The organism is Williamsia sp. DF01-3, from assembly GCF_023051145.1.
Taxonomy (GTDB): Bacteria; Actinomycetota; Actinomycetes; order Mycobacteriales; family Mycobacteriaceae; genus Williamsia.
This window is the reverse complement of sequence record NZ_JALKFS010000005.1, coordinates 4,714,304-4,740,764: the sequence shown is the minus strand read 5'-3', so window position 1 is coordinate 4,740,764 and position 26,461 is coordinate 4,714,304. Positions and strand designations below refer to the sequence as shown.

The 26,461-nt window shown below is 64.3% G+C and carries 24 protein-coding genes and 2 pseudogenes; 19 read left to right on the top strand and 7 right to left on the bottom strand.

Going from position 1 to position 26,461, the window contains the following annotated elements:
- Positions 1–63: 63 nt before the first annotated feature.
- The 3 genes from MVA47_RS24265 (at position 64) to MVA47_RS24255 (ending at position 2,334) form a co-directional block, all read left to right on the top strand.
- Complete coding sequence (locus MVA47_RS24265; RefSeq protein ID WP_247210188.1) at positions 64–486, top strand: DUF1810 domain-containing protein; 423 nt, start codon at positions 64–66, stop codon at positions 484–486.
- Positions 487–659: 173 nt separating this feature from the next.
- Positions 660–1,457: an enoyl-CoA hydratase gene (locus tag MVA47_RS24260; protein WP_247210187.1), complete on the top strand. Its 798-nt coding sequence runs from the start codon at positions 660–662 to the stop codon at positions 1,455–1,457.
- Positions 1,458–1,464: 7 nt separating this feature from the next.
- Entirely contained in the window at positions 1,465–2,334 is an 870-nt protein-coding gene (locus MVA47_RS24255; RefSeq protein ID WP_247210186.1) for an SDR family oxidoreductase, read from the top strand.
- A 58-nt stretch (positions 2,335–2,392) separates the two neighbouring features.
- Here the strand turns inward: MVA47_RS24255 and MVA47_RS24250 are convergent, their stop codons facing one another.
- The 3 genes from MVA47_RS24250 to MVA47_RS24240 form a co-directional block, all read right to left on the bottom strand.
- A complete protein-coding gene (locus tag MVA47_RS24250; protein ID WP_247210185.1) occupies positions 2,393–3,937 on the bottom strand; it encodes a long-chain-fatty-acid--CoA ligase in 1,545 nt (514 codons plus the stop codon).
- Positions 3,938–3,969: 32 nt separating this feature from the next.
- Entirely contained in the window at positions 3,970–5,103 is a 1,134-nt protein-coding gene (locus MVA47_RS24245) for an acyl-CoA dehydrogenase family protein (RefSeq protein WP_247210184.1), read from the bottom strand.
- 85 nt (positions 5,104–5,188) lie between these two features.
- On the bottom strand, positions 5,189–6,376 hold the full coding sequence (locus tag MVA47_RS24240) for an acyl-CoA dehydrogenase family protein (protein ID WP_247210183.1): 1,188 nt from the start codon (positions 6,374–6,376) through the stop codon (positions 5,189–5,191).
- Between the two features lie 141 nt (positions 6,377–6,517).
- Here MVA47_RS24240 and MVA47_RS24235 point away from each other — a divergent pair, with 141 nt between their 5' ends.
- The 12 genes and pseudogenes from MVA47_RS24235 (at position 6,518) to MVA47_RS24180 (ending at position 18,883) form a co-directional block, all read left to right on the top strand.
- A complete protein-coding gene (locus tag MVA47_RS24235; protein ID WP_030172694.1) occupies positions 6,518–6,709 on the top strand; it encodes a ferredoxin in 192 nt (63 codons plus the stop codon).
- A gap of 160 nt (positions 6,710–6,869) precedes the next feature.
- Positions 6,870–7,760, top strand: a complete 891-nt coding sequence (locus MVA47_RS24230; protein ID WP_030172697.1) for a 3-oxoacyl-ACP reductase — start codon at positions 6,870–6,872, stop codon at positions 7,758–7,760.
- A gap of 291 nt (positions 7,761–8,051) precedes the next feature.
- A pseudogene (locus tag MVA47_RS24225) lies at positions 8,052–8,815 on the top strand (MlaE family ABC transporter permease).
- Between the two features lie 5 nt (positions 8,816–8,820).
- On the top strand, positions 8,821–9,672 hold the full coding sequence (locus tag MVA47_RS24220; protein ID WP_030172703.1) for an ABC transporter permease: 852 nt from the start codon (positions 8,821–8,823) through the stop codon (positions 9,670–9,672).
- 2 nt (positions 9,673–9,674) lie between these two features.
- A pseudogene (locus MVA47_RS24215) lies at positions 9,675–10,852 on the top strand (MCE family protein).
- A 47-nt stretch (positions 10,853–10,899) separates the two neighbouring features.
- Positions 10,900–11,961: an MCE family protein gene (locus tag MVA47_RS24210; RefSeq protein WP_247210182.1), complete on the top strand. Its 1,062-nt coding sequence runs from the start codon at positions 10,900–10,902 to the stop codon at positions 11,959–11,961.
- On the top strand, positions 11,961–13,154 hold the full coding sequence (locus MVA47_RS24205) for an MCE family protein (protein ID WP_247211054.1): 1,194 nt from the start codon (positions 11,961–11,963) through the stop codon (positions 13,152–13,154). Before MVA47_RS24210 ends, MVA47_RS24205 begins: the two co-directional genes overlap by 1 nt.
- Positions 13,154–14,419 carry an MCE family protein gene (locus tag MVA47_RS24200; protein ID WP_247211053.1) on the top strand — a complete coding sequence of 422 codons (1,266 nt, stop codon included), beginning with the start codon at positions 13,154–13,156 and terminating at the stop codon, positions 14,417–14,419. The genes MVA47_RS24205 and MVA47_RS24200 overlap by 1 nt, the downstream gene beginning before the upstream one ends.
- The gene (locus MVA47_RS24195; RefSeq protein WP_247210181.1) at positions 14,419–15,714 is read left to right on the top strand and encodes an MCE family protein; all 1,296 of its coding nucleotides are present in this window, start codon (positions 14,419–14,421) and stop codon (positions 15,712–15,714) included. Before MVA47_RS24200 ends, MVA47_RS24195 begins: the two co-directional genes overlap by 1 nt.
- Entirely contained in the window at positions 15,711–17,183 is a 1,473-nt protein-coding gene (locus MVA47_RS24190) for an MCE family protein (RefSeq protein WP_247210180.1), read from the top strand. The genes MVA47_RS24195 and MVA47_RS24190 overlap by 4 nt, the downstream gene beginning before the upstream one ends.
- Positions 17,184–17,485: 302 nt before the next feature.
- On the top strand, positions 17,486–18,253 hold the full coding sequence (locus MVA47_RS24185; protein ID WP_247210179.1) for a hypothetical protein: 768 nt from the start codon (positions 17,486–17,488) through the stop codon (positions 18,251–18,253).
- On the top strand, positions 18,254–18,883 hold the full coding sequence (locus MVA47_RS24180; protein WP_247210178.1) for a hypothetical protein: 630 nt from the start codon (positions 18,254–18,256) through the stop codon (positions 18,881–18,883). It abuts the gene before it with no gap.
- Positions 18,884–19,029: 146 nt separating this feature from the next.
- Here the strand turns inward: MVA47_RS24180 and MVA47_RS24175 are convergent, their stop codons facing one another.
- Positions 19,030–20,517, bottom strand: a complete 1,488-nt coding sequence (locus MVA47_RS24175; RefSeq protein ID WP_247210177.1) for an aldehyde dehydrogenase — start codon at positions 20,515–20,517, stop codon at positions 19,030–19,032.
- A gap of 196 nt (positions 20,518–20,713) precedes the next feature.
- Here MVA47_RS24175 and MVA47_RS24170 point away from each other — a divergent pair, with 196 nt between their 5' ends.
- Complete coding sequence (locus MVA47_RS24170; protein ID WP_247210176.1) at positions 20,714–21,496, top strand: putative protein N(5)-glutamine methyltransferase; 783 nt, start codon at positions 20,714–20,716, stop codon at positions 21,494–21,496.
- Here MVA47_RS24170 and MVA47_RS24165 read toward each other — a convergent pair.
- Positions 21,483–21,788, bottom strand: coding sequence for an antibiotic biosynthesis monooxygenase (locus MVA47_RS24165; protein ID WP_247210175.1), 306 nt, complete (start codon positions 21,786–21,788; stop codon positions 21,483–21,485). The genes MVA47_RS24170 and MVA47_RS24165 overlap by 14 nt on opposite strands.
- Before the next feature lie 116 nt (positions 21,789–21,904).
- Here MVA47_RS24165 and MVA47_RS24160 point away from each other — a divergent pair, with 116 nt between their 5' ends.
- The gene (locus MVA47_RS24160; protein WP_247210174.1) at positions 21,905–22,675 is read left to right on the top strand and encodes an alpha/beta fold hydrolase; all 771 of its coding nucleotides are present in this window, start codon (positions 21,905–21,907) and stop codon (positions 22,673–22,675) included.
- Positions 22,676–22,687: 12 nt separating this feature from the next.
- Here MVA47_RS24160 and MVA47_RS24155 read toward each other — a convergent pair whose 3' ends face one another.
- A complete protein-coding gene (locus tag MVA47_RS24155) occupies positions 22,688–23,581 on the bottom strand; it encodes an A/G-specific adenine glycosylase (protein ID WP_247210173.1) in 894 nt (297 codons plus the stop codon).
- On the opposite strand from MVA47_RS24155, the gene MVA47_RS24150 reads away from it, so the two are divergent.
- On the top strand, positions 23,580–24,224 hold the full coding sequence (locus MVA47_RS24150; RefSeq protein ID WP_247210172.1) for a carbonic anhydrase: 645 nt from the start codon (positions 23,580–23,582) through the stop codon (positions 24,222–24,224). The two genes, MVA47_RS24155 and MVA47_RS24150, sit on opposite strands and share 2 nt — an antisense overlap.
- A gap of 62 nt (positions 24,225–24,286) precedes the next feature.
- On the top strand, positions 24,287–25,084 hold the full coding sequence (locus MVA47_RS24145) for a hypothetical protein (protein WP_308280595.1): 798 nt from the start codon (positions 24,287–24,289) through the stop codon (positions 25,082–25,084).
- A gap of 261 nt (positions 25,085–25,345) precedes the next feature.
- Here MVA47_RS24145 and disA read toward each other — a convergent pair whose 3' ends face one another.
- Positions 25,346–26,428, bottom strand: a complete 1,083-nt coding sequence (gene disA / locus MVA47_RS24140; protein WP_023961255.1) for a DNA integrity scanning diadenylate cyclase DisA — start codon at positions 26,426–26,428, stop codon at positions 25,346–25,348.
- Between the last annotated feature and the right edge of the window lie 33 nt (positions 26,429–26,461).

The following is a 26,461-nucleotide window of genomic DNA, read 5'->3' as shown; positions in this document are numbered from 1 at the left end:
GATTCGCGCATCCATCTCATGGAGCGAGAGTCGCCCCTTCGACATCCGACGAGAGGTGAGTCCATGACACGTGACGCCGATCTGAGCCGTTTCATCGAGGCCCAGGAGCCCGTCTACGACCAGGTGGTCGAGGAACTGCGGTCGGGGCGTAAACGCACGCACTGGATGTGGTTCGTCTTCCCGCAGATCGACGGGCTCGCGCAGAGCTCCACGGCAAAGCATTACGCCATCGCCGATCTGCGCGAGGCGCGGGCATATCTCGCGGACGAGGTGCTCGGGCCGCGTCTGTACGAGTGCACCCAGTTGGTTGCCGACATCGACGGGCGGTCTGCCGAGGAGATCTTCGGCCACCCGGACAACCTGAAACTGCGTTCGTCCATGACCCTGTTCGCTCAGGCGAGCGGTACCAACGACGTATTCACAGCCGTCCTGCACAAGTACTTCGGCGGAGAACCCGATACCCGCACACTCGAGCTGCTCGGCTGAGCATGACCTTCGCGGTTCTTTCGTGGTCATCACTGACCTGCGCCTTTGTGCCGACCTGCGACCCGAGATCGGGGTGAGGGCGCCGACCCTTTTCTGGGGACGGGTGTGATCAGATATGGTTCCAGCCATCGGCTCACCGAGTTCCGGGAGTCGTCGGCGCAGGAGGCACAACCATGGCTGCACAGGATCCACCGCTGGTGCTCTCCGAGCGCGTCGAGACCGAGTCCGGCGCCACGTCGCTGATCACACTCAACCGGCCTGACGCGCGTAATGCGCTGACCGGGACGTTGATCGTCGCACTCCGTGAAGCACTTGCCGACGCAGACGCCGACGATTCCGTGCAAGCCGTTGTGCTCACCGGTGCCGACCCGGCATTCTGTGCCGGTGTCGATCTCCGGATGCTCGGTACCGAGGGCGGCTGGGACGAGGTCAACGTTCCTGGCGTGCCACTGGGATTTCCGTGGATACCGCTACACAAACCCGTCATCGGCGCGATCAACGGCGCCACCGTCACCGGCGGACTCGAACTCGCACTTGCGTGCGACATCCTCGTCGCCTCCGAGCGTGCCAGGTTCGCCGACACGCATGCCCGAGTCGGGATGATGCCCGCCTGGGGCCTGACTGCTCGGCTGCCCGCTGCGGTGGGCTGGGGCTTCGCCCGCCGAATGAGCCTGAGCGGCAACTTCGTCGACGCACCGACGGCTCTGCGGGTCGGTCTGGTGACCGAGGTGGTCCCGCACGAAGACCTGTTGTCGTCCGCGTTGTCCCTCGCGGCCGACATCGGCAACAACAACCAGCGCGCGGTCTCGGCGCTTCTCTCGTCGTATCGCGAAACGCAGCAACACGAACTCGACGCGCAGCTGATCACCGAGGAACGCAACTCGGCGGCATGGATGGCAAGTTTCGACCCGGCCCAGGTGGCCGCGGCACGCGACCAGGTGATGAGTCGTGGCCGTCAGCAGATGAATTGAGGAGATCATGGGCAGTCCCATCCAGCGAATGGTGTCGGTGAAACGCGGTCGTACCGGTCGCGCGATCACGTTGCGCGACAAGGTTGTCGTGATCACGGGCGGTGGCCGGGGAATCGGTCTCGCCACGGCAGAACTGCTGCAGGAACGCGGGGCCAAGGTCGTCCTGGGTGACATCGACGAGGAAGTCGTCGGCAAGGCGGCGGCAAACCTCGGCTGCGAGGGTTACCCGCTCGACGTCACCAGCGACGAGTCGTTTGCCGCATTCCTCGACCGGGTCGACAAGGAGTTCGGCCGGTTCGACGTGCTGATCAACAACGCCGGCATCATGCCCACCGGTCCGTTTCTGGAGTTCTCCGACTCCCTGATCAAGCGCAACTTCGAGATCGATCTACTCGCCGTGGTCCGCGGTAGCCGACTCGCGGCGCGCCGGATGGTCGAGCGCGGAGGCGGCCAGATCGTCAACGTGGCGTCGGTTGCCGGACTGGTGCCGCTGCCCGGACTCAGCATCTACAGCGCCGCCAAAGCCGGCGTCATCGCGTTCTCCGAGGCCCTCGACGGGGAATTGAGCATGCAGGGCGTCCGGGTGCTCACGGTGATGCCGAACTTCACCAAGACCGGCCTCATCGACGGGTTGCAGACCACCGCTCTGATGCCTCCCATCGAGCCCGATGACGTTGCGCGCCAGATCGTTCAGAGCATCGAGACCAATCGCGACCGCGTGGTGATCCCGAGGCAGAGCATGGCCACCCTGGGGTGGATGGTGACCCCGCGGTTCCTCAAGAACGTCTACGGCCGACGCTTCGGTTTCGACTCCATGTTCATGGCCTACGACCAGGACAAGCGATCCAAGTACCTCGAGCGGGTCACCCGCAGCTAGCCGATGATGGTGGCTTCGGGTGAGGCCCACCTGGGCGAATGCTCACCCGAACCCACCACTATCGGGGGTTGGCGGCGACGTACTTGAGATCACGGCCTTCGCGCACCCAGGTGGGCGGTGCATCGTCGGAGGCCAACGTGCGTTTGAGGATCTTGAAGGTGTCGGTGCGGGGAAGGTCGTCGACCAACCGAACGCGGGTGGGCCACTGCTTGGGACCGAGGTCTGACTGTGTGGCCAGAAAATCGGTCAACTGGTCGGCCGTGAGTCCCGGCGCCACCAGCGCCGCCGCGAGTTCGTCGCCGACGTCGGCCCTGACGCCGTACACGGCGGCCATGGCGATCGAATCGTGGCGTAGCAGCACCCGTTCGATCGGGCCGGTACCCATGTTCTCGCCGTCCACGCGGACCCAATCACCCAGTCGCCCTGCGAAGTACACGTATCCCCGGTCATCGACATAACCGAGATCGCCGGTGTGATAGATGCCGCCGCGCATGCGTTCGGCGTCGGCGTCGGGATTACGGTAGTAGCCGGTGAACAGTCCGCCACCCGCGCTGTTGACGATCTCTCCGACTGCTTCGTCCGGGTTCAACAGCTCACCGTGCACACCGAATCGGGCTGTCTCGCAGACCGTGCCCGTGTCCGGGTGCCGAACCTCGGTGGGCGGGACCAGGGGACCGAGCGCCTCGGGCGGAGTGTCAGGGGTGCGGGTGATCGAGACGCCACCCTCGGTGGAACCGAACCCATCGATCACCGTGACGTCGAAACGCTCTGTCACCGCAGTGATGTCAGCAGGCGACGCCTCGTTGCCGTACAGGATTCGGAGCGGGTTCTCTTTGTCGTCCGGACGCGGTTCGGTCGCCAGGACGTACGACAGTGGTTTGCCCACATAGTTCGCGTAGGTCGCGCCGAAGCGGCGGATGTCATCCAGGAACGCACTGGCCGAAAACCGTCGGCGCAGGGCGACCGACGATCCGCCCGCCACCGCGACCATCCACCCGGCGATGATCGCGTTCGAGTGGAACATCGGCATGGACAGATAGGCAACGTCTTTCGGTCCCAATCCGAACCTGGCGGACAACATGGAGCCGCCGACGGCGAACTTGCGGTGGCTGCACTGCACCGCTTTGGGGTCCCCGCTGGTCCCCGAGGTGAAGATGAGCATGAGCAATGTGTCGGGGTCGCAGTCCCTGAACGTCACGGGTGCATCCACGTGGGGCTCGTGCAGCCGGGACCATTGCGGGGAGTCGACGTCCAGAACGTGAACTCCGTCCAGATCGACATCGGCCAGCAGGCCCGCGGTCGCGTCCTCGACGATGACCACCTGACAGTCCGCGGTGGCGATGTCCCCGGCCAGTGCGGCGCCGCGCCGAGTTGGATTGAGGCCCACGATCACGATCTCGCCCATCACAGCGGCCGCGAGCAGGTAGCTGAACTCCGGGATGTTCTCGAGCAGAAGCGCAACATGCCGTGGCTTACCCGGTTCGAGCAACCCGTCGAGCGCGGCCGCCCTTGCCGCAGACAGGCGCAGATGGTCACGCCAACTGATGAATTCGTTCTCGAAGTACAGCCCCGCATCGTCGACGTTCGCGAGCGGCGCCAGCATTTCCCCTACCGTGCCGGGACCATCTGCCATCGTCAGGCGGGTTCGGCGGCGAGAGCCGCGCCGATGCGCCGCAATTGGACAGGCGCCGATCCGAGCGCGAACTCGTTCTGCTTGGCGTGCAGGAAGTAGCGGTGCAGCGGATGGTCGACATCGATACCGACGCCACCGTGCACGTGGACAGCGGTGTGTGCCACCCGGTGGCCGGCATCGGCGGCCCAGAACTTGGCCGTGGCAAGCTCTTTGCCCGCTTCGAGATGTTCGGACACCATCCAGGCGGCTTGCAGGGTGGTCAGCTTGAGTCCGCGGACGTCGATGTAGGCGTCGGCGAGCCGCTGCGCGACAGCCTGGAACGACCCGATCGCCCGGCCGAACTGTTCACGCTCGCGACCGTAGTCTGCCGTGAGTTCCAGAGCCCGTTCGAGCACCCCGGTTTGTTCGGCACACAGGGCCAGCGTCATCCGGTCGCGGAGAAAGGCGACCGCAGCAGTGCCGGCGGATCCGAGCACGCGGGAGCGATCGACCCGGACCCCGTCGAGTTCCACTGCGTCGCTGGGTGTCAACCCGGTGGACGGGGTGGGTGTGATGGTGACACCCGGGGTCGTGGCATCCACCACGAACAGCAAAACTCCCTCGGGGCCCTGCGCGTTGACCACCACGGCATCGGCGATTTCGGCGTATGGCACATTCACTTTGAGGCCTCGAAGAACCCAGTCGTCTCCCTCGGCGGTGGCCGTGGCGGCCGGCTCGAGTGGGTCGTCGGCGAGATCCTCATCGAGCGCCACCGTGATCAGCTTCTGACCCGACACCAGATCCGTGAGCCACTGCTGCTTGAGGGCGTCGGTCCCGAACTCGGCGATGGCGGGGATCGCGGCAATGGCAACCGGTCCGAAGGGAACCGGGGCCAGAACTCGGCCGAGTTCTTCGGCCACCGCCACGTTGTCGACGATGGTGAGCCCCGCGCCACCGACCTCTTCGGCGAGTTCGACTCCGAGTAGCCCGGAGGACGCCAGCTGCGACCACAACTCTCGGTCGAAGGCGACCGTGGTGGCCCCAGCCGAGGTGTCACCCTGCAGTTGGACGAGGCGGTCCGTGGTCACCAGCTTCTTGGCGATGTCGCGGGTGAGCCCGGCGAGATCGGTGGTCTGTTCACTGCGATGAAAATCCATGGTGTGCTTCCTGATTCCTCGGTGAGACGGTGGCGCCGCCGGAAATGGTGCCTGCCAGGGTCGGTTCGGTGGCGATCCGGACCGGTCAGCGGCGGGCGGGGGGCTGGCCGAGGGCGAGCATCGCGATGATGTCGCGCTGGATCTCGTTGGTGCCGCCGCCGAAGGTCAGGATCAGCGATGAGCGGTGGAAACGTTCGAGTCGACCACGCAGATGTGTGCCTGCGCTGCCCTGACGCAGTGTCGCCGAAGGCCCCAGGACCTCCATCAGCAAACGGTAGGCCTCGGTGGCGAACTCGGTGCCGAAGACCTTGGTGGCCGAGGCGTCCGCGGGCGAAGGTGATCCGCCCCCGGTGGCCTCGGAGGCGATGTTCCAGTTGATCAGCTTGAGGAACTCCACCTTGGCGTGCACCTTGGCGAGATTCATCTGCACCCACTCGTTGTCGATGACCCGCTGGCCACGAGCATCTTTGGTGTTCTGCGCCCATTCGATCGTCTCGCGCAAGGCGGTCTGAATCGGTGCGGCGCTACAGAGTGACACCCGTTCGTTGTTCAGCTGGTTGGTGACCAGCGGCCAACCGCCGTTGAGTTCACCCACCAGGGCGTCGGCGGGTACCCGGACGTTCTCGTAGTAGGTGGCGCTGGTGTCCACACCGGACATGGTGTGCACAGGTGTGTAGGAGAAGCCCTCGACGTCGGTCGGGACGATGAGCATCGAGATGCCCTTGTGTTTCTTCGCCTCCGGGTCGGTACGGCAGGCCAGCCAGATGTAGTCGGCGTACTGGATGAGGCTGGTCCACATCTTCTGGCCGTTGATGACGAAGTCATCGCCGTCGCGGACGGCGGTGGTGCGCAGCGACGCGAGGTCGGTGCCTGCGCCTGGTTCGGAGTAGCCGATGGAGAAGTGCACGTCGCCGGACGCGATCGGCGGCAGGTACTTTGCCTTTTGCTCTTCGGTGCCGAAGTGCATGATCGTCGGCGCCACGGAGTTGATGGTCAGGAACGGCACCGGTGCTCCGGCGATCGCCGCCTCGTCGGTGAAGATCAGCTGATCCATCATCGAACGATCCTGGCCGCCGTACTCTTTGGGCCAGCCCAGCGCCAGCCAGCCGTCGCGCCCCATCTCGCTGACGACCTCGCGGTAGACGTTGCCCTCGCCGAACTCGCCAGATGTGGATGAGAGTGCCGCTCGCCGCTCCGGCGTGATCAACTTGGAGAAGTACGCCCGGAGTTCGCGCCGAAGTTCCTGTTGCTGGTCGGTGTAGGCAATACGCATCGGTGCTCCAAGGTTTCGGGTGCGCGTGGGAGCCGACCGGACCAATCCGGTCGCACTCTTCTATAACACGTTCTAACCTGTAAGTTGGCTGCCCGTCAACAAGTGGCCACCGTGGCCAGGCGATGGAAGGAAACTCATCTCATGAAGATCAAAGCCGATTTCGATCTCTGCGAGTCCAACGGTGTGTGCGTGGGGATGGCGCCGGACGTTTTTGATCTCGACGACGACGACTACCTGGTGATTCTTCAGGAGGACGTTCCCGAAGAGCGTCGCGAGGAGATGCGCCAGGTGGTCGGCAGCTGCCCCAAGTCGGCCCTGTCGATCGAGGAATGACCGGCGGTTGCGGGCGTGTGTCGGATCGCTCGCAACCTGTGAATATCTTCAAACATTTGGCACAGAGTGAGAACACGTTCTACATTTGCGAGCAGACGTAGCCGGGAACCGAGGCCTGTGAGTGCGGTCCCGCGCAGCAACGCCGAGATGGAGGACGTTCGTGAGTGATCTGGATGGTCGCGTAGCCGTTGTGACCGGAGCTGGTGCGGGCCTGGGTCGCGCCGAGGCGATCGGCCTCGGTGCACTCGGCGCCACGGTGATCGTGAACGACCTCGCCGGCGCCCTGGACAAGAGCGACGTGCTCGACGAGATCAAGGCCGCCGGCGGGGTGGGAGTGCCTGTCGCCGGCGACATCTCGGATTCTGCGACGACCACCGAGATCATGCGGGTCGCCACCGAAGAACACGGTGGCCTGCACGTCGTGATGAACAACGCCGGTCTCGTACGGGACAAGATGTTGTTCAACATGACCGACGACGACTGGGATCTGGTGATCCGCGTGCACCTGCGTGGTCACTTCCTGATGAGCCGCAACGCAGGCGCGTACTGGCGAGGTCAGTCCAAGAAGGCCGGCGAGCCGGTGTTCGGCCGGCTGATCAACACCTCGAGCGAAGCCGGACTGACCGGTCCTGTCGGACAGGCCAATTACGGTGCGGCAAAAGCCGGTATCACCTCGCTGACCTTGACGGCCGCGCGCGGGCTGTCCGCTTATGGTGTGCGTTCCAACGCCATCTGCCCCCGTGCCCGCACGGCCATGACCGAGGGCACTTTCGGTGAGGCGCCCGACGGCACCGTCGATCCTCTGTCCACCGACCACGTGGTCACCCTCGTGCAGTACCTTGCCGGCCCGGACTCCGATGGGGTCAACGGTCAGGTGTTCGTCGTCTACGGTCCAAAGGTCACCCTGATGGCGGCGCCCACGGTGGAGCAGACGTTCGAGGCGGGCGGCGACGCCTGGGACCGATCGGATCTCTCCAAGACGATGTCCGAATACTTCGTCGGACGCGATCCGGACGCCACGTTCTCGGCCGGCAAAGCGCTGTTCGGTTAGCGCCGCAAACCTTCTTGACCGGGGGTTTCGACACTCCCTGTGAACGCTTCGCATAAGCCGATTTGAGCAACTGGACATGTGATAAGTTCGCGACGAACCACCTGGAACTGCAGAAATCCGTCACGGATCGGACCGGTGGAACGTGTTATAAAACGAAGACGTCGGGGATGGCTTCGAAGGGGAAAACTTCCTAATTGACAGTCTGACGATTCGTCCACATCGGAACTAGAACACGTTATGATCGAGCAGCCTCGTTCGATCCGGGTCTTTGCCGCAGTTAAAGGAGAGTTGGTGAACCGTAGACTGGCTGTCCCGTTCGAGAGCGTGGGCGATTTCGTGGCGATGAGCGTCAGCGCGGCCCGTGAACTCTTCCGCCCGCCGTTCCAGTGGCGCGAGACAATCGAACAGTCGTGGGCGATCGCCCGGGTGTCGATGGTCCCCACCGTCCTCGTGGCGATCCCGTTCACCGTTCTGGTGAGTTTCACCCTCAACATCTTGCTTCGCGAGCTCGGCGCACAGGACCTCTCCGGCGCAGGCGCGGCACTGGGCACCATCACCCAGATCGGCCCGATCGTCACCGTGCTGATCGTGGCAGGCGCCGGCGCCACAGCCATCTGCGCCGACCTCGGAGCCCGCACGATCCGCGAGGAGATCGACGCGCTCCAGGTTCTGGGCATCGACCCGATCCACCGCCTCGTCGTTCCCCGCGTGATCGCCTCCACGATGGTGGCCATCCTGCTCAACAGCCTGGTGTGCACCATCGGCATCGGCGGTGGATTCGTCTTCTCGGTGTACCTCCAGGACGTGAACCCGGGTGCGTTCATCGCGAACCTCACTCTGCTCACCGGTTTTCCGGAACTGATGATCTCGATGGTGAAGGCGGCGCTCTTCGGACTGGCGGCCGGACTCGTCGGCTGTTACCGCGGTCTGCACGTTGCGGCGGCGCCAAGGGTGTGGGCGACGCAGTCAACGAAACCGTGGTCTATTCGTTCATGGCGTTGTTCGTGGTGAACGTGGTCGTCACCGCCGTGGGCCTCAAAGCGACGGCAGGGTAGCAGCGATGATTCTTCCGGAAACCGTCCGACTACGCTCAACTCGCGTGGCGTTCAAACGAGCCAGCGGTGGTTGGGACCGGATCGGCGACCAGGCGTTCTTCTACTGGGACAGTCTGATCAGCATCCCCCGTGCCGTCCGCGGCTACAAGAAGGAGACGCTCCGGCTGATCGCCGAGATCAGCATGGGTTCAGGTGCTCTCGCGATGATCGGCGGCACCGTTGTCGTCGTCGGGTTCCTCACCCTGTTCACCGGCGGAACCATCGCGGTGCAGGGCTACAGCTCGCTGTCGAACATCGGTGTCGAAGCCCTGACCGGATTCTTCTCGGCGTTCATCAACGTCCGTATCGCCGTCCCGGTCATCGCCGGCATCGGTCTGGCCGCCACGATCGGGGCCGGTGCCACGGCGCAGCTCGGCGCCATGCGGGTCAGCGAAGAGATCGATGCCCTCGAGGCGATGTCCATCGCATCCATCCCGTACCTGGTCAGCACGCGCATCGTCGCCGGACTGATCGCGATCATCCCGCTGTACTCACTGGCGTCGGTGGCCTCGTTCCTGGCAAGCCGATTCGCAACGGTCTTCTTGTACGGGCAGTCCTCGGGCGTCTATGACCACTACTTCTCGACATTCCTCATATCCACCGACATCCTCTGGTCGTTTGTGCAGGCGATCTGTATGGCCGTGGCCGTCATGATGATTCACACCTACTACGGCTTCAACGCCTCCGGCGGACCTGTCGGGGTCGGCATCGCGGTCGGTAACGCGGTGCGCGCCTCACTCGTCGTCGTCGTGGTCATCACGTTGCTGACATCACTGGCGATCTACGGCATCGACGGAAAGTTCAACCTTTCGGGGTAGCCATGTCACAGAGAATCGAACGACCCCAATGGGCCAAGAAGCTCGCGGCCACCTGCATGGTGGTGGCGTTGATCGCCGTCTGCGCGCTGGCCGGTCTGCAGTTCCTGGGCAGCTTCTCCTCGACGGTGCCGGTGACGTTGACCGCTGATCGTGCCGGTCTGGTGATGAACCCCGACGCCAAGGTGCGACTTCGTGGCGTGGTGGTCGGCCGGGTCGGTGACATCAGTGAATCAGCCGACGGCGTGACGCTGAAGCTGAACATGAACCCCGACCAGCTGAAGTACATCCCGGCGAACGTCCGCGCGGACATCAAGTCCAACACGGTTTTCGGTGCCAAATCGGTCAACCTCGAGATTCCCGAGGACCCGTCCAAGGCGCGGCTCTCGCGCGGTTCGACGATCGAAACCGACCACGTCGTGGTGGAACTGAACACCATCTACCAGCGTCTGGTCGACGTGCTCGCCGAGGTGCAGCCGGAGAAACTGAACGCGACCATCGGGGCCATCGACACCGCCCTGTCCGGCCGGGGTGAGGAAATCGGCCAAGGATTCGCCGACCTGTCCGATCTGCTCCGCAAGACCAACCCGCACCTCGATGCCCTCAGCCGCGACATCGAGGCCGGCGCCGAGTTCACCAATGTCTATGCCGATGCGATGCCTGATCTGCTCAAGGTTGTCGAGAACTTCACGTTCACCGGAAACACGTTGCTGGACAAGTCGTCCGACCTCGACGCACTCCTGATGAACGTCACCGGAATGGCAGACACGATCAACGGGGTGATCGCACCGTCGAAGGCGACGATCATCTCCACCCTGTCCAACCTGAACCCCACCGCCGCTCTGCTCGGCTACCAGGCCCCCGGCTGGCCTGCTTCATCACCTCCACCGCGGCGGCAGGGCAAAAGGCCCTCCCGGTGTTCGGTATCGAAACCGGCTACGTGGCCTTGAACGCCGGACTGTTGCCGGGCAAGGAACCGTACCGGTACCCCGAAGACCTGCCCCGCGTGAACGTGGACGGCCCGCCGACTTGCCAGGACGGTTTGAGCGACCCGGATTCCGCGGCGCACACCGACTTCTACGTCGGCGACAACGCAGCGTTCCCGTATCAGCCACGTACGACCGCAAAAGCTGATCCCACCAAGCTCTTTCAGGTCATGTTCGGACCGGTGCCCCGTGGTTGAGGCATATGAGGTCCCGTCGATGACCCAGCAGAACAGGAAGGTGTGAGGTGGCGGTCTCGAGAGAGCGCGCGTTTCGCGCCACCGTCATCAAGCTGGGCAGCTTTGCCGTGGTGATGGTGCTCATCTTCGTGGTGCTCGTCGTGGTGTTCAGCCAGTACCGGGGTGGGTCCAGTTTCGGGTACAAGGCCACCTTCACCAGTGCCTCGCAGCTCAAGTCAGGAAGCAAGGTCCGCATCGCGGGTGTCGAGGTGGGCAAGGTGGGCTCTGTCGGCCTCAACCCGGACAACGAAGCCGTCGTCGAGTTCGATGTGAACGAGAAGTACCGCCTACCGAAGTCGGCTCGGGCGCTGATCCGTTACGAGAACCTCACCGGCGACCGTTTCCTGGAGATCCAGGAAGGTACCGGGGACCCCTCGGCTCTGATCGGTGACGGCGGATCCATCCCGATCGGTCAGACCGAGCCGGCTCTCGACCTCGACAAACTGCTCGGCGGGTTCAAGCCCCTCTTCCGCACACTGAATCCAGAAGAGGTCAACGAACTCTCCGCGTCGCTCATCCAGGTGTTCCAGGGCCAGGGACCCGCGTTGAGTGAGTTGCTGCGCAACACAGCAACATTCACCGACTCGCTGGCCGATCGCGATCAACTGATCGGGCAGGTGATCGACAACTTGAACACGACGCTGGGCACGATCGACGCCGACAACGCCGGCTTCGACAGTTCGCTCGACCAACTCCAGTTGCTGATCTCCGGGCTGGACTCACAACGCAACGTGATCGGCGAGGCGGTGACAAACGCCTCCGAAGTCACCAACGACCTCAACGACGTGCTGGCCACCAATCGTGCCGACCTCAAGTCCATGATCACGGCCACCGGCGAGGTCTCGGACGAGGTGCTCAAGGGTGAGCCCTACGTCCGCGGGCTGATCAGCCGACTGCCAGGAGACTTCAAGGCACTGTCGAATCTGGGCAGTTACGGTGCGTGGCTGCAGATCTGGCTGTGTCAGGTCAACTTGATCTTCACCGCTCCCGGCGGTCAGGAAATCGTGTGGAACAACATCGACACCACCGGTGTGAAACAGAACCCGGGTGGGAGGTGTGATCCTCGATGATGGCAGCACTGTTCAAAGGTCAGCGGACCACCGCGGACGAAGCGGATGAGGCCCGCCGCAAGAAGCGTGGCGAACCTGACCGCGCTCGTGTCGGATTCATCGGTGTGCTCATCGCCGCTCTCGTCGTGATCGTCGCGCTGCAGATGGACAAGTTGCCGTTCCTGGCAAACGGCAGCGTGTACACGGCGTACTTCGACGACGCAGGCGGCCTCGCCAGCGGCGACATCGTGGTGGTCTCCGGTGTCGACGTGGGCGCCGTCCAGGGCATAGCGCTGGCGGACACCGATGACGGCAAGAAGGCCAAGGTCACCTTCAACATGAGGGACACGGTCCGGGTGGGCGCCGACAGCCAGGCTGCCATCAAGACCGAAACCGTCTTGGGCAGGCGCAATCTCACGTTGATCCCGCACGGCACCGGGCAGCTCAAGCCGGGCGACGAGATCAGCAGTCGCAACACGGTGGCGCCCTACTCCCTGACCGACGCGCTCGAGGGTGCTACCGACACGATCGCCGAGACCGATACCGAACAACTCAATGACGCGTTGAACACGTTGACCGACACGTTCTCCGACACCCCGGAATCGGTCCGTTCCGCCGTCGATGGTGTGGCGCGTCTGTCCAAGGCGATCGCCGACCGCGACGAGTCGCTGGACCAATTGCTCAGTCGCGCATCGTCTGTCACCGACGTCATCGCCAAACGCAGTGGTCAGATCAACACGCTCTTGACCGATGCCAACGCGTTGCTCGGCGAGTTGCAGGCCCGACGGTATGCGCTCGGACAACTGATCTCCGGCACCGAGAACGTGACCGCCCAGATCAGTGGATTCATCAACGACAACAATGCCCAGCTCAAGCCGGTACTCGAGAAGCTGAACGGTGTTCTGGCGATCCTGCAGGACAACCAGGAGACGCTGGCGCAGACCCTCGACGAACTCGGCCCCTACGCCAACACACTCGGCGAAGCGGTGGCGAGCGGCCCGTATTTCTCATCGCTCGTCGGCATCCCGACCTTCGGCGACTACACCGAGGTGTTCTTGAACATCATGCAGCAGAAGTACCCTGAGGCCTACCGCGCCTTCCAGTACGCGTTCCCGATCCCGCCGGTCATCTCCACCCGACCGGATGCGGCCAATGACCCGAACTCGACGATCGCGCCGGCTCCGCCGCCCCGCTACCCAGGACCGAACGGGTGATGGGCATGGGACGGTTGAGCAAGCGGTTCTGGCAGGCGATCGCCATCGTCGTGGCCGTGGTGATCGTGCTGGTGGTGGTCTATGTGGGCTTCCAGAAGGTGGCGTACAAGACCTACACCGCCTATTTCGCGAGCGTGAACTCGATGTATGAGGGCGACGCCGTGAAGATCCTCGGCGTCACCGTCGGGTCGGTCAGCAAGATCACCCCTCGCGACGGCGACGTGAAGGTGGAGTTGAAAGTCGACCGCGACCAGACGATCCCGGCCGACGCCGAGGCGCTGGTGGTCGCGCAGTCACTGGTGTCTGGCCGTTTTGTCCAGCTGACCCCGGTGTACGAGGGTGGTCCGGCGTTGAAGGACGGGGGAGCGATCCCGATGGAACGCACGGCCGTTCCCGTCGAGTGGGACGACATCAAGTCCGAATTGACCAAACTGACCGAGGCCGTGGGCCCAGACGGAGCCGATCCGGGCTCGGTGGCCAGGGCAGTCGATGTCGCGGATGCGAACCTCGAAGGCAACGGCACCGCCCTTCGCCAGTCATTGCAACAACTTTCGGATGTGACCAGCACGCTGGCCGACGGTCGCGACGACTTGTTCAACACGATTCGAAATCTGCAGGCGCTGACCGAGGCGCTGTCGCAGAGTCACGAACAACTGGTGCAGTTCAACGGGCGAATCGCATCGGTCAGTCAGGTGCTGGCCGACAACTCCGAGAGTCTGAACGGTGCGCTGACCAACCTCGACACAGCACTCAGTGACGTCAAGAGCTTCATCGACACCAACGGCGCCACCCTCAGTGATTCGGTCGCTCGGCTCGGTGACGCCACCAACGTGCTCGCGCAGAAGGACGAAGAGATCAGGGGGCTGCTGCACTCGGGTCCGACCCAGCTGTCGAACTTCTACAACATCTACAACCCCCTGCAAGGGTCTCTGTCGGGCATCTTCGGTCTCGGCATGGGCGGCAACCTGATCAATCTGCTGTGCGGCACGATCCAGGCGAACGACCGCCCCGGACAGGAGGGCGACGTCGAGAAGTGCGTCGACGTGCTGGCCCCGGTTCTGGCGTCGATCTCCATCAATTACCCGCCAGCACTGATCAACCCGGTGACCGGCATCGACGCCCGACCCGACCAGATCCAGTACCAGAACGCCAGTGTCAAAGCCCGGGCGCAGCAGAGTATCCGCGATCAGGATGCCGAGACCCGCAAGAAGTACAACAACCCCGGCCTCGCACAACTCCTCGTCCCGTTCGGCGGTGAGGGCTGATGCGCACCGGTTCGTCGCGAAAGTCGGCCCTTCGCACCGTTTTCGGGGCCGTGGTGGTCAGTTCGGCCCTGGTGGCCTCGGGGTGCTCGTTCGACGGGCTGAACTCGTTGCCTGTGCCCGGTGCCGAGGGAACAGGCGCGGGTTCGTACGAACTGACCGCGCTGATCCCGAACGCGGCCAATCTGGTTCAGAACGCACCGGTGCTCATCAACGACGCGACCGTCGGCAGTGTCGGCAAGATCGAGGTGAAGAACTGGCAGGCCGAGTTGACGCTTCGGCTGAACAAGGGGACGCAGGTCCCGGTCGGCTCCTACGTCATGGTCGGCCTCACCAGCGTGCTCGGCTCGCTGAACCTGCAGATCGTGCAGCCCGAGGACGCGGACAAGGGGACGATCGCGCCCGGCGGCCAGATCCCGGCGGCGGACTGCCCTGAGCAGTCCAACATCGCCCAGCCGACCAACGCCGAGCCCATCCCCGACATCAACTCGGCGCAGCAGGTGTCCGCGTGTACGTATCCGACCACCGAGCAGGTTCTCAGCTCACTGTCGGTGGTCCTGAACGGCGGCGGACTTGCGCAGGTCGGTGACATCGTCCATGAGCTCAACACCGCCATGGCCGGGCGGCAGGACGTGCTGCGTGATCTGGTGCCGCGTCTGAACACGCTGGTCGGCGAACTGAACGTGCAGCGCGAGAACATCATCCGGGCGATGGAAGGCCTGGATCGACTCACCGGCCAGATCAACGAGCAGACCCCGGTGGTCGAACGGGCGCTGGCCGACGGTCCACGGATCCTGAAGCTGCTCGTCGACCAACGGGTGAACTTCACCGATGCGCTGGGCGCCCTGAGTCGGATGAGCCGCACCACGGACGACATCTTGAAGGCGAACTCCGAGGACATCCAGGTGGTTGTCAGCAACCTCGTCCCGGTGCTCGATCAACTGCAGTCCACCGGTCCCTCGTTGACTCAATCGTTGGGAATCCTGCTCACCTTCCCGTTTGCCGAGTCGGCGATTCCGCAGGTGGTCCGCGGCGACTATCTCAACGCCGTGATCAACCTCGACCTCACATTCGGCAGGTTGCAGCGTGGTGCGCTCGCGAGTGTTGGTGTCGCGAGCCAGTTCTACGGTCCCGAAGGGATGTTCGGTAAGCCGGCCGGCGCCGCGGGCAGAGGTGACGATCCCTTCACCGGACCTCTCGCCGATGCCCCGCCTGAGACGAGTCCGACACTTCCGGTTGCGCCCCAACCGGAGACACCTGCCGCCGATCGGTCACCTACCGGGGAGGAGGGCCCATGAGGATCACACCGTTTGTCCGCATGCAGCTGATCATCTTCTCGATCGTGACGACTTTGGCCATCATCGCCGTCGCCGTGTTCTACATCCGGGTGCCCAGCATGGTCGGCGTCGGCGAATACAACGTCGAGGTGGAGTTGCCCAGTACCGGCGGTCTCTACCAGAACGGCAACGTCAGCTACCGCGGGGTCGACGTGGGCAAGGTGCAGTCGGTGACCTTGACCGAAGAGGGTGTGACAGCAAAACTCTCGATCAACTCGGACACCAAGATCCCCGACAACTCCACCGCATCGGTGCACAGTGTCTCGGCGGTCGGCGAGCAGTACCTCGAGTTCATGCCGAAGCCGGGCGTCGAGTCGACCGGCAATCTGCAGGACGGTGCCGTGATCGAGGGCGGTACGGTCCCCGTCGAGGTCGGCACGCTGCTCGACCAGGCCAACGGGCTGCTCGAACGGGTCCAGGACACACAGCTGCGCCGGGTGATGGACGAGGCCTTCAACGCATTCAACGGCACGGGTGAGGACCTGCAGCGACTGCTGGACTCGATGGCCCTGCTCGTGGGTGACGCGAACAAGAACTCGGATGCCATCGTCAAGCTCATCGAGCAGGCGGCGCCGTTGTTGGAGACGCAGACGGCGACGGTGGACGACATCCGCGCCTGGACTTCGAATCTTGCCAAGGTGACAGATCAGCTGCGGGCCAACGACCCTCAACTGAGGGACATCCTGCAGAAGGGCCCTGGGGTCGCAAAGCAGACCCAGGAACTGTTTGCGTCGATGAACCAGACGCTGCCCCTGATGTTCTCGAACCTGAACACCACTGCTCGCACCCTTGCGATCTACCACCCGAACCTCCGGCAGATCGTGGTGATCTACCCTCGGTTGATCGCCTCGCTCATCACCGCACTGAACACCGAAGACGCACGTAACGGCGCCAACGTCGACTTCGCGCTGGGATTCCAGGATCCGGGTACCTGCACGGTGGGCTACCTGCCGATGACCCCGGACCGCAACGCTTCGGCTCAGACCCCCCGTGAACTGCCACCCGGAATGTTGTGCCGGGTGCCGCAGGATTCCAATCTCGGTGTGCGCGGTACCCGTAACTTCCCGTGCGTGGAGATCCCCGGCCGCCGGGCGTCGACGCCGGCGGAGTGCCGGACCGGCTACGTTCCCATCGGTGAGAACGTTCCCCTGCCGCGCGGTTTGCCGGGAATTGATGTGCCGCAAGGGTTCCTGACCAGTGCCGGACCGGGCGCCGACGACGGTAGCCCGTCGGTGTACGCCACGACCTACGATCCGGTCAGCGGCGACTACATCGGTCCCGACGGAAAAACCTACAATGCCGGAACCGGGTCTGCGACGACCCAGGGCGATTCTGGTACGAGTGGTGGAACCGGTACAACGGGTACCGGGGCGCAACCGCAGGAAGACAACAGCCAATGGCAGAGCCTGATCACGGGAACCGTGAGGTGACGGGACCCGGAGACGAAGCGGAGCGGAGCTCGACCGATAGTTCCGGAGACGAAGCGGAGCGGAGCTCGACCGATAATCCCGGAGACGAAGCGGAGCGGAGCTCGACCAGCGGGTCCGGAGACGGAGCGGAGCGGAGCTCGACCAACAGTCCCGGCGACGAGGCAAAGCGGAAGCGTCGGAGAGCGAGCCGAGCTGCAGGGCCTCCGCAGGATGTCGGGAAGACTGAGCCGGCGACGAATCCAGGTGTAGCGGACGGGCAGGCCCCGGGCGATGCGCCTTCTTCCGCAGACAAACCGGGCAAGGTGAAGCCGACCGGAAAGCCGGTCAAGTCCGCGCCGGTGGGACGCAAGCGTAAGTCAGCGCCCACTCCGCCGGCGTCCAAAGCCGCGGCCGCGTCTGACGAGGTCGGCGGGTCTACGGGATCGTCCACGGACGACGACGCCGTCGTGTCGACGGGGGTTTCCTACCGCGAACGTCGATCGGCGGCTCGCGGGGACTCCGGCCGGCCACGGAAGACCAAGGGGCGGGTCGGCAAAGCGGATCGGCCTTCCACGGCTGCGAAGAAGCGTGTGGGCCTGCGCGGAATGGGTGTGGTCCTGGCTGCGATCACCGCCGTCGGTCTGATCGCCGCAATGGCTGTGGCGTCCACCCTGTTCGTGTTGGGCACCAAGAAGATCGATGACCGCAATGAATTGCGGGCTGAGTACTCGGCTTTCGCGCGGCAGATGGTCACCAACCTGACAACCTTGAATCCGCAGAACATCGATGGCGCGATCAAGTCTTTTCAGGACGACACGAGTGGCAAGGCGATGGAGCAGGTCGGCCAATCCGTCCAGCAGACCGTCAACATGATCAAGTCCGAGAACGTGTCGACCAAGGGCGCGGTGATCTCCGAGGCCGTCACTGCGAGTGACAGCAGTACCGCGTCGGTGATCATGGTCTTCAGCTGGGAGATGAACCAGCCCAACGTCACTGATCAGCAAACGGTGTTGCAGGTGTTCAGATGGAAGTTGGAGATCACGCGTATCAACGGTGAACTCAAACTCACCAACGTCGAGTGGGTGACCTAGATGTCGCGTCGATTCTTGTTGTGGACGGTGTCAGTGCTGACCGTCTGTCTGCTGGTGGCCGGTGCCATCATCACGACGATCGTGGGTCTGGACTACCGAGACACCAAACTCGCCGAGGACGCCCGCGGCGAGGCGCTGGAGGCAGGCAAACAGACAGCGACATTGATGTTCGGCTACCAACCCGACAATGTCGAGCAGCATGTGGCCGATACGCGGAAGTCGTTGTCGGGCCCGGCTGAGCAGCAGTACGACGAGATCATCAAAGAGGCGAACCTTGTTGCGGAAGTGCAAAAGCAACAGGTCAAATCCGAGGTGTCCATTCAGGACGCCGGTGTTGTCACGTCGAGCCGCGACAAGGCGTTGCTGCTGATCTTCATGAACCAGTCGGTCACCAAAGGCGGTAAGGATTTGGTGTCGGTCAACGCCAGTCGGCTGCAGTACTCGATGGAACGGTCCGGCGACAAATGGCTGGTGACCAACATCGACATCCTCACCGACGATTCGGTGAAGGCCCGACTGGCGGAAGAGGGCGACAAGCCCGGTGCGTCGTCGGTGCCGGTTCCGGCGCCATCGGAACCTGCGCCTGCCCAGAGCCCGGCACCTGTCGAGACGTCGGCGCCCACTCCCTGAGCGGTACTAGCCCTACTCATCAGTCAGGCCCCCCGATCGTGGATCGGGGGCCTGACTGATGTTCGAGGTTCTGGCATTTCCTCCGGTTTCGGTTACTTCCTCCGACTGCAACCGGAGGGTCTGACTGCAGTCGGAGGAAGTGCGAACTAAGCGGTCGGATCGTAACCCATCGGGAGGATGACCGACTTGTGCTCGAGGTACGACTCGAGCCCTTCCGGACCGTTTTCGCGCCCGATGCCTGAGTTCTTGTAACCACCAAACGGTGATCCCGGGTCGATGGCGTACCAGTTGACGCCGTACGTGCCGGTGCGGATCTGTGCGGCGATTTCCAAGCCGTGCTCGACATCGGCGGTCCACACCGTGCCGGCGAGGCCGTAGTCCGAATCGTTGGCGATTGCGACGGCTTCTTCTTCGGTGTCGTAATCGATCACAGAGATCACCGGACCGAAGATCTCCTCGCGGGCGATCGTCATGTCGTTGGTGACACCGGTGAAGATGGTCGGGCTCAGGTAGTAGCCGGACTCGAGGCCCTCGGGGCGGGTGCTGTCGAGAACAGCTGTGGCACCAGCCTCTTTGCCCTGACGGATGTAGTCCTCGACCTTACCGCGCTGCTTCTCGGTGATCAGTGGTCCGAGCTGGGCCTCCGGATCGTCGGGGAGGCCCGGCTTGAGCAGCTTCGCCGCTTCGACCATGGCGTCGACGATCTCGTCCCGCTTGGCGCTCGGAACCAGGACGCGGGTCTGCGCAACACACGCCTGCCCCGTGTTCATCAGACCGGTGAAGGTGAGCATGCCGGCGATCTCGGCCGGGTCGGCATCGGCGAGCACGATGGCCGCTGACTTGCCGCCCAGTTCCAGCGAACAGCGCTTGAGCTGCTCGCCGCATGCTGCACCGATTGCCTTACCTGCGGCGGTGGAGCCGGTGAAGGTGATCTTGTCGACGTCGGGGTGTGCGACAAGCGCTTTGCCCGTGTCGGGTCCGCCGGGAACGACGGAGAGCACGCCTTCGGGTAGGCCGGCCTCGGTGAACAGTTCGGCGATCACGTTGGCCGACAACGGTGTTTCCGGGGCGGGCTTGAGAACCACAGAACAACCGGCCGACAATGCGGGTCCGAGTTTGTTGCAGATCAGGAACAGTGGCACATTCCATGCGGTGATCGCGCCGACGACGCCGACGGGCTCACGGGTGATCTGCGTCTTCCCGAACAGGCCGTCGCGGTACTCGTGCCAGGTGTAATTGACTGCGGCCTTGGCGTATTCGCGGAGCACGCCGGTCGCCGGGAGCTGCTGCAAGGTGGCGACGGCTGACGGGGGCGCCCCCATCTCCGACGACACCAGTTCGGCGATCTCGCCGCCGCGTTCGTCGATGAGGTCGGCCACTTTGGCGACCACAGCGGCCCGCTCTTCCGGGGTCTTGTTGCGCCAGACGCCTGAATCGAAAGCCGCTCGGGCCGTCCGAACTGCGGTGTCGACATCGGTCTCGTCGGCAAGGGGAGTGCTACCGACACGTTGGCCGGTGGCCGGCGAGTAGACCTCGAGGACATCGGTGGAGTGGGCGCTGGTCCACTTGCCGCCGATGTAGAGCTCTGCGTAGTCACGCGAGGTGGTGGGTGCCGCGTCAACGGTGTCCGTCATTGGTCCTCCAGTTGGTTATCACTTCAGCCCAATGTTAGAACACGTTCCAGTTTTGCGATACGGGTCTGATCTTTCACTTTGTGCCGGATGAGGGGGGTGGGTTGGCTCGGGGTATCGGGGGTTGCTCGGTCCGCAGACCGAGCGTGGCCGGGTTTTGTCGGGGCAGCGCCGTGCCCACTCCACTACCGTCACACGGGTGGAGGAATCCGACGCACTGCTGGCCCAGGTGGCAGCGCGGTTGCGGCCGGCGGGTTGCGTCTTCGCAGAAGATGAAGCCCGGATCCTGGTCGGCGAGGCCCTCGATACCGGCACGCTCGAAAAGCTGGTGCGACGTCGGGTGGGCGGTGAGCCGCTGGAGTACATCGTCGGAGCGGCCGAGTTCGGTGGACTGATGGTGACAGTGCTGCCGGGTGTGTTCGTTCCGCGCCAACGGTCTTTGTTGCTGGTCGAAGTCGCGGCAAACGGAGCGCCGCCCGACAGCGTGGTCGTGGATCTGTGCTGTGGCTCGGGGGCGTTGGCCGCTCTGTACGCGGCGCGACATCCTTACGCGGAGATTGTGGCTGCCGACATCGACCCCGTGGCGACCGAATGCGCGCGGATCAATCTGGCGGGTCGTGGCGAGGTTTTCTGCGGCGACCTCTTCGATCCGCTCCCTGAGCATTTCCGGGGACACGTGAATGTGCTGATGTGCAACGTGCCGTACGTTCCCACGGCCGCCATCTCGACCATGCCATCCGAAGCCCGGGACTTCGAGCCGGCCGCGACTCTCGACGGCGGCCCCGACGGCCTCGACCTGATGCGCGAGGTCGTCGCGCAGGCGCCGGCGTGGATGGCGCCACGCGGTCGACTGGTGATGGAAGTCAGTGCAGCGCAAGTCGATTCGGCCCGAGCAGTATTCACTCAGGCCGGGCTCTCACCGTCCGTCCATTCCGACGCTGAATGCGGTGCCACCGTGGTGGCAGGGGTCATGACGGGGTGACGTCCAGGACAACCTCGAACTCGAGCAGGTCTGCACCCGAGGCAACGGGCTTGGCGCGCTCGCCGGCATGCGCTTCCCGTGCGGGCCCCGCTGCCCAGGCCTGGAAGTCCTCCTCGGACTCCCACTGGGTCACCACAAAGTAGCGGTCGTCGCCCTTGACCGGTCGCAGCAACTGGAAACCGAGGAAACCTTTCGAGCCATCGACGCTGTGGGCGCGATGGGCAAAGCGCTTCTCCAGTTCGGGTCCGGAGCCTTCGGGAACGGAAATCGCATTGATCTTCACAACAGCCATGCCGGTCACACTACCGGCGCAGTGTCACCCCCACCCCCTCTGTGCAGCTGCCATCCATACCGGTTGTGCCTCTGGCCGGAATCCTGCGCTGATCGCAGCCGATAAGGTTCTACCCCGTGAGTAAGGACGTGGGTTTCATCGACTACGGCGGGGCGCCTGGGCGCCCGCCGATCGTGCTGTTGCACGGGTTGATGGGTCGAGGCCGGACCTGGCAGCGCCAGATCCCCTGGCTCCGCCGGTACGGACGCGTGTTCGCCTACGACGCGGCGTGGCATCGCGGAGCGAAGAGCATCGAAGAGCCGTCGCCCGAAAATCTCTGCACCGAGCGGTTTGTCGGTGACCTGGCCGAAGTGCTGACGTGGATCGACATGGGTCCGGCTGTTCTGGTGGGGCATTCCATGGGCGGCCTGCACGCTTGGTGTGCCGCTGCGGACTACCCCGAGTTGGTGTCCGCTCTGGTGATCGAGGACATGGCACCGGACTTTCGTGGTCGCACCACCGCGGGGTGGCGCCCATGGTTCGAGTCGTGGCCGGACCGGTTCGAGACACTTGCGCACGCGCAGCAGATGTTCGGAGAGGTTGCCGGCCGCTACTTCTACGAGGCATTTGACGACGGCGCGCTACACGGTCGTCTCGACGTGTGGGCGCAGATCGCCGAAGAGTGGGGTCGTCGGGACTTCTGGCAGCAGTGGGATGCGGTGGCGGTACCGAGCCTGCTGCTCGAGGCCGCGAACAGTGTCACCCCGCCAGGTCAGATGCACACGATGTCGCAAGCACACGAGAACGCAATCCTGTTGCGGGTCAAAGGATCCGACCATCTGATCCACGACTCTGCGCCCGACGAGTACCGCGGCGCGGTAGAGGCATTCCTGTCCGGACTGGCCTGATCGGTCCGGCGATCATCCTTCGCCGGCCAGTGCGAACCGCCCATCGTCGGTGATCTCCGCCAATCCGTCGACGAGCAGCGAGTCGAGCGCGCGATCGCGCTGCGCCGTATCGGTGGTCCACACCAGATCGAGTCGCGCCCGCTCGACGGGGATGTCGCTGCCCCGCAACACATCCAACAACAGTCCGCGCACCTGACGGTCGGTTCCGGCGAACTTCTGCACCTTGCGAACAGGACCATCGTGTGCGGGTCGTCCGGCCGCGACCCACCGGCACCCGGTGAGAGGGCAGAGCTGGCAGCGAGGGTTCTTGGCGACGCAGACCAGCGCACCCAACTCCATCAGGGCTGCGGAGAAGCGGGGCGCGCGTGAGTCGGCGGGTAAGAGGCCCGCGACATCAACGAGGTCGGCGCGTGCGGGATTGCCGGGTTCGGCGCGGCCGTGGACAGCCCGGGCGACGACCCGCCGGACATTCGTGTCGACCACGGGCACCGACTGACCGTAGGCAAAGCACGCAATGGCGCGGGCCGTGTAATCGCCGATTCCGGGCAGAGTGAGCAAGACGTCGACATCACTGGGGACCACGTCGCCGTGCTCGGCGGCGAGTACGGCCGAACACGCGTGCAACCGCATCGCGCGGCGGGGATAGCCGAGCTTGCCCCAGGCCCGCACCACTTCACCCACCGGGCTCGCGGCCATCGCAGACGGCACCGGCCAACGTTCTATCCACTGTTCCCAGATCGGCGCCACCCGTGACACCGGCGTCTGCTGGAGCATGATCTCGCTGATCAGGATGTGCCAGGCCGTGACACCGCGACGGCGCCAGGGTAGGTCGCGTTCGGCCTGATCGAACCAACTGAGCAAGTTGGTGGGCGGGACCGGAGAGGGGGAGTGCAGAATGTCAGCCATGGCTCAAACAACCCCCGCTCAGGCATGGAAATCGCTGCGTGAAGGCAATGAACGCTTCGTGGCAGGCAAGTCGCTTCATCCCAGTCAGGGTATCGAGGACCGCGCCCGGCTCGCTGCCGGGCAGCATCCGCGGGCGGTGCTCTTCGGGTGCGCCGACTCGCGAGTGGCAGCGGAGATCATCTTCGATCAAGGGCTCGGCGAGATGTTCGTGATCCGGACGGCCGGGCACGTCATCGACTCGGCCGTGCTGGGCTCGATCGAGTACGCCGTGGAGGTTCTCGACGTACCGCTGATCGCCGTCCTCGGGCATGACAGCTGTGGTGCCGTCCGGGCGACACTGGACGCACTCGACGACCTGCAGATACCCGGAGGATTCATCCGCGACGTCGTCGAACGCGTCACTCCGAGCATCCTGGCCGGACGCAGCGAAGGTCTCACCCGCGTCGACGAGTTCGAAGCCAGGCACGTCAAGGAAACCGGCCGCCTGATGGTTCAGCGCAGCCGGATCATCTCCGACAAGATCGCCAGTGGCGAACTGGGAATCGTCGGACTCACGTATGAACTCGCCGAAGGTGTGGTTCGCCTGAACGGGACGCTCGGCGAGATCGGTGAGGATCCGGAGATGCCGAGCCTGGCGTCGTGAGCCACCGCCTTTGAGATGTCTCGCACAGAGGTTAAATGCGACACGCCGCGCGAGGTGAGCCGGTGGCCACCGCGGTGCCACTAGCGTCGGGGTGTGCTAGATCCTCAGGGCCCCCTGCCGCCGGAAGTTACTGGCGCCGACGCGCACTCGCGGTCGGCGTCCTGGTGGTGGTGCTTGCCGTGATCATCGGACTCGTCTTCTGGGTGACCGGTGACGACAACGGGAAGAACACGGCCAACAGCACCGAGCTGAATGCCTCGTCGAGCTACGCGCTGCCGTCGGCCTACAAAGATCCGTCGGCATCGCAATCCGCGGTTCCCGGTGGCGGTTCGGGTGGTACCGGCGGAGGAAACGTCGCCGGTGCGAACCCCGACCAGCCCGGTGCCTCAGGTGCTCCCGGTATCCCGGGCGGCACCCCGGTCGGGGAGACGCCGCAACCTGTCCCCGCCAGCGGTCTGTGCCCCGATCAGAACATCTCCGTGGTGCTCTACACCGACAAGCCGGCATACGTCGAGGGCGAGCAGCCGATCTTCACCATCGCCATCACCAACGCGGGGCTCTCCGATTGCACCCGCGACGTCGGCAAGGGCATGCAGAACGTGACCGTGCTGAACCTCGCAGGAGACCGCCGCATCTGGTCGTCCGGCGACTGCGCGCCGGTCGAGGGCGTCAACAACCAGCTACTCAAGCCGGGCCAGCAGGTCAAGGACACCATCGACTGGTCGGGTACCACCAGCAGTCCCGGTTGCGAGACGCCGCGCCAACCCGTTGCTCCGGGCGCCTACCAGGCCGTCGCGAAGATCGGTGAGAAGCCGAGTGCCCCGATCACGTTCAACGTGAATCGACCGAACGCGCAGTAACTTCTGCTCGCTCCGCTCGCTTTGTCGGTGTGGCCGCCACGCGCGAGCTCTTCCTGCGTCGACTCAGTCGCTGCGCTCCCTCGCTCCTCCGTCCAGAGCACGCGGGCCACACCTCAGTAACATTTGCTCGCTCCGCTCGCTTTGTCGGTGTGGCCTCGGTCGGTTGTTCTTCCCTTCTCCTCACATCGCTGCGCTCGTTCGTCGGCAGTCCAGAACAACCGGGCCACACCTCCGGGAAAACCGTGGCGGGCCGGGCAGTTACTAATCGAACCGTTCGATGCTGGACTCGGCCAGCCGGGACAGTCCCTCGCGGATGTGCCTGGCCCAGATGCTGCCGATACCCTCGACCGCCTGCAGGTCCGCGGCGGTGGCTGCCAGTAGCGCTTGCAGCGTGCCGTAGCTGCGGACGAGCCGGTCGATGTGAGCGAACTGCAGACGCGGGATCCGGGCCAGCAATCGGTAACCCCGCGGGCTCATCGCGGTGTCCTGGGCATCGATCGTGTTCGGGTAGCCGAAAGCCCGGGCCAGTGCGGTGAGGTCCAAAAGATCGGTGTCCGTGAGGTTTTCGATGGCGGTGAGGGCCTGCTCGACCTCCATCGTGCTGGCGGGCTCGGGGCTGGCGAAGTAGTCGCGCACCACCAGCTCGCGTTGAGAGTCGTTGTCGCCCACCAGCTCTTCAAGCTGCAGCCGCAGCTGCCGGCCGTTGACGCCGAGTTCGAGAACGTAGTGCTCGATCTCCTCGGACACCCGGCGCACCATCTCGAGGCGCTGCACAACCGTCATCGCATCGCGCAGCGTTACGTAATCTTCGATCTCTGATCGTGAAAGCGCGGTACTGACCTCATCGAGTCGAGTCTTGTATCGCTCGAGAGTGGCCACAGCGAGGTTGGCGCGCGAGAGGATCGCGTCCGATCCCTCGACGACATATCGGATTCCGGCAACGTAGGCACTGACGATGGACATCGAGGCGCTGACCGAGATCACCGGGTAGCCGGTCTGGATGGCGGTGCGTTCGGCAGAACGATGCCGGGTGCCCGATTCTTCGGTCGGGATGGACGGGTCGGGCACCAATTGCACATTGGCACGCACGATTCTGGCGCCGTCGGTGGACAACACCACCGCTCCGTCCATCTTCGACAGCTCGCGCAATCGGGTCGGAGCGAACGCGACATCCAGATGGAAGCCACCGGCACAGATCCGTTCGACCTCGGGATCGTGCCCGATGACGATCAAAGCGCCTGTGCGGCCACGCAGGATGCGTTCGAGGCCATCTCGCAGCGGAGTGCCGGGCGCCAGCCGGGCGATTGTGGTGCGGAGCAGGTCCGAGGCCGGAACCTCAGCCATGAGGCGCCTTTCTGTTGTCCATGAGATGGAGAC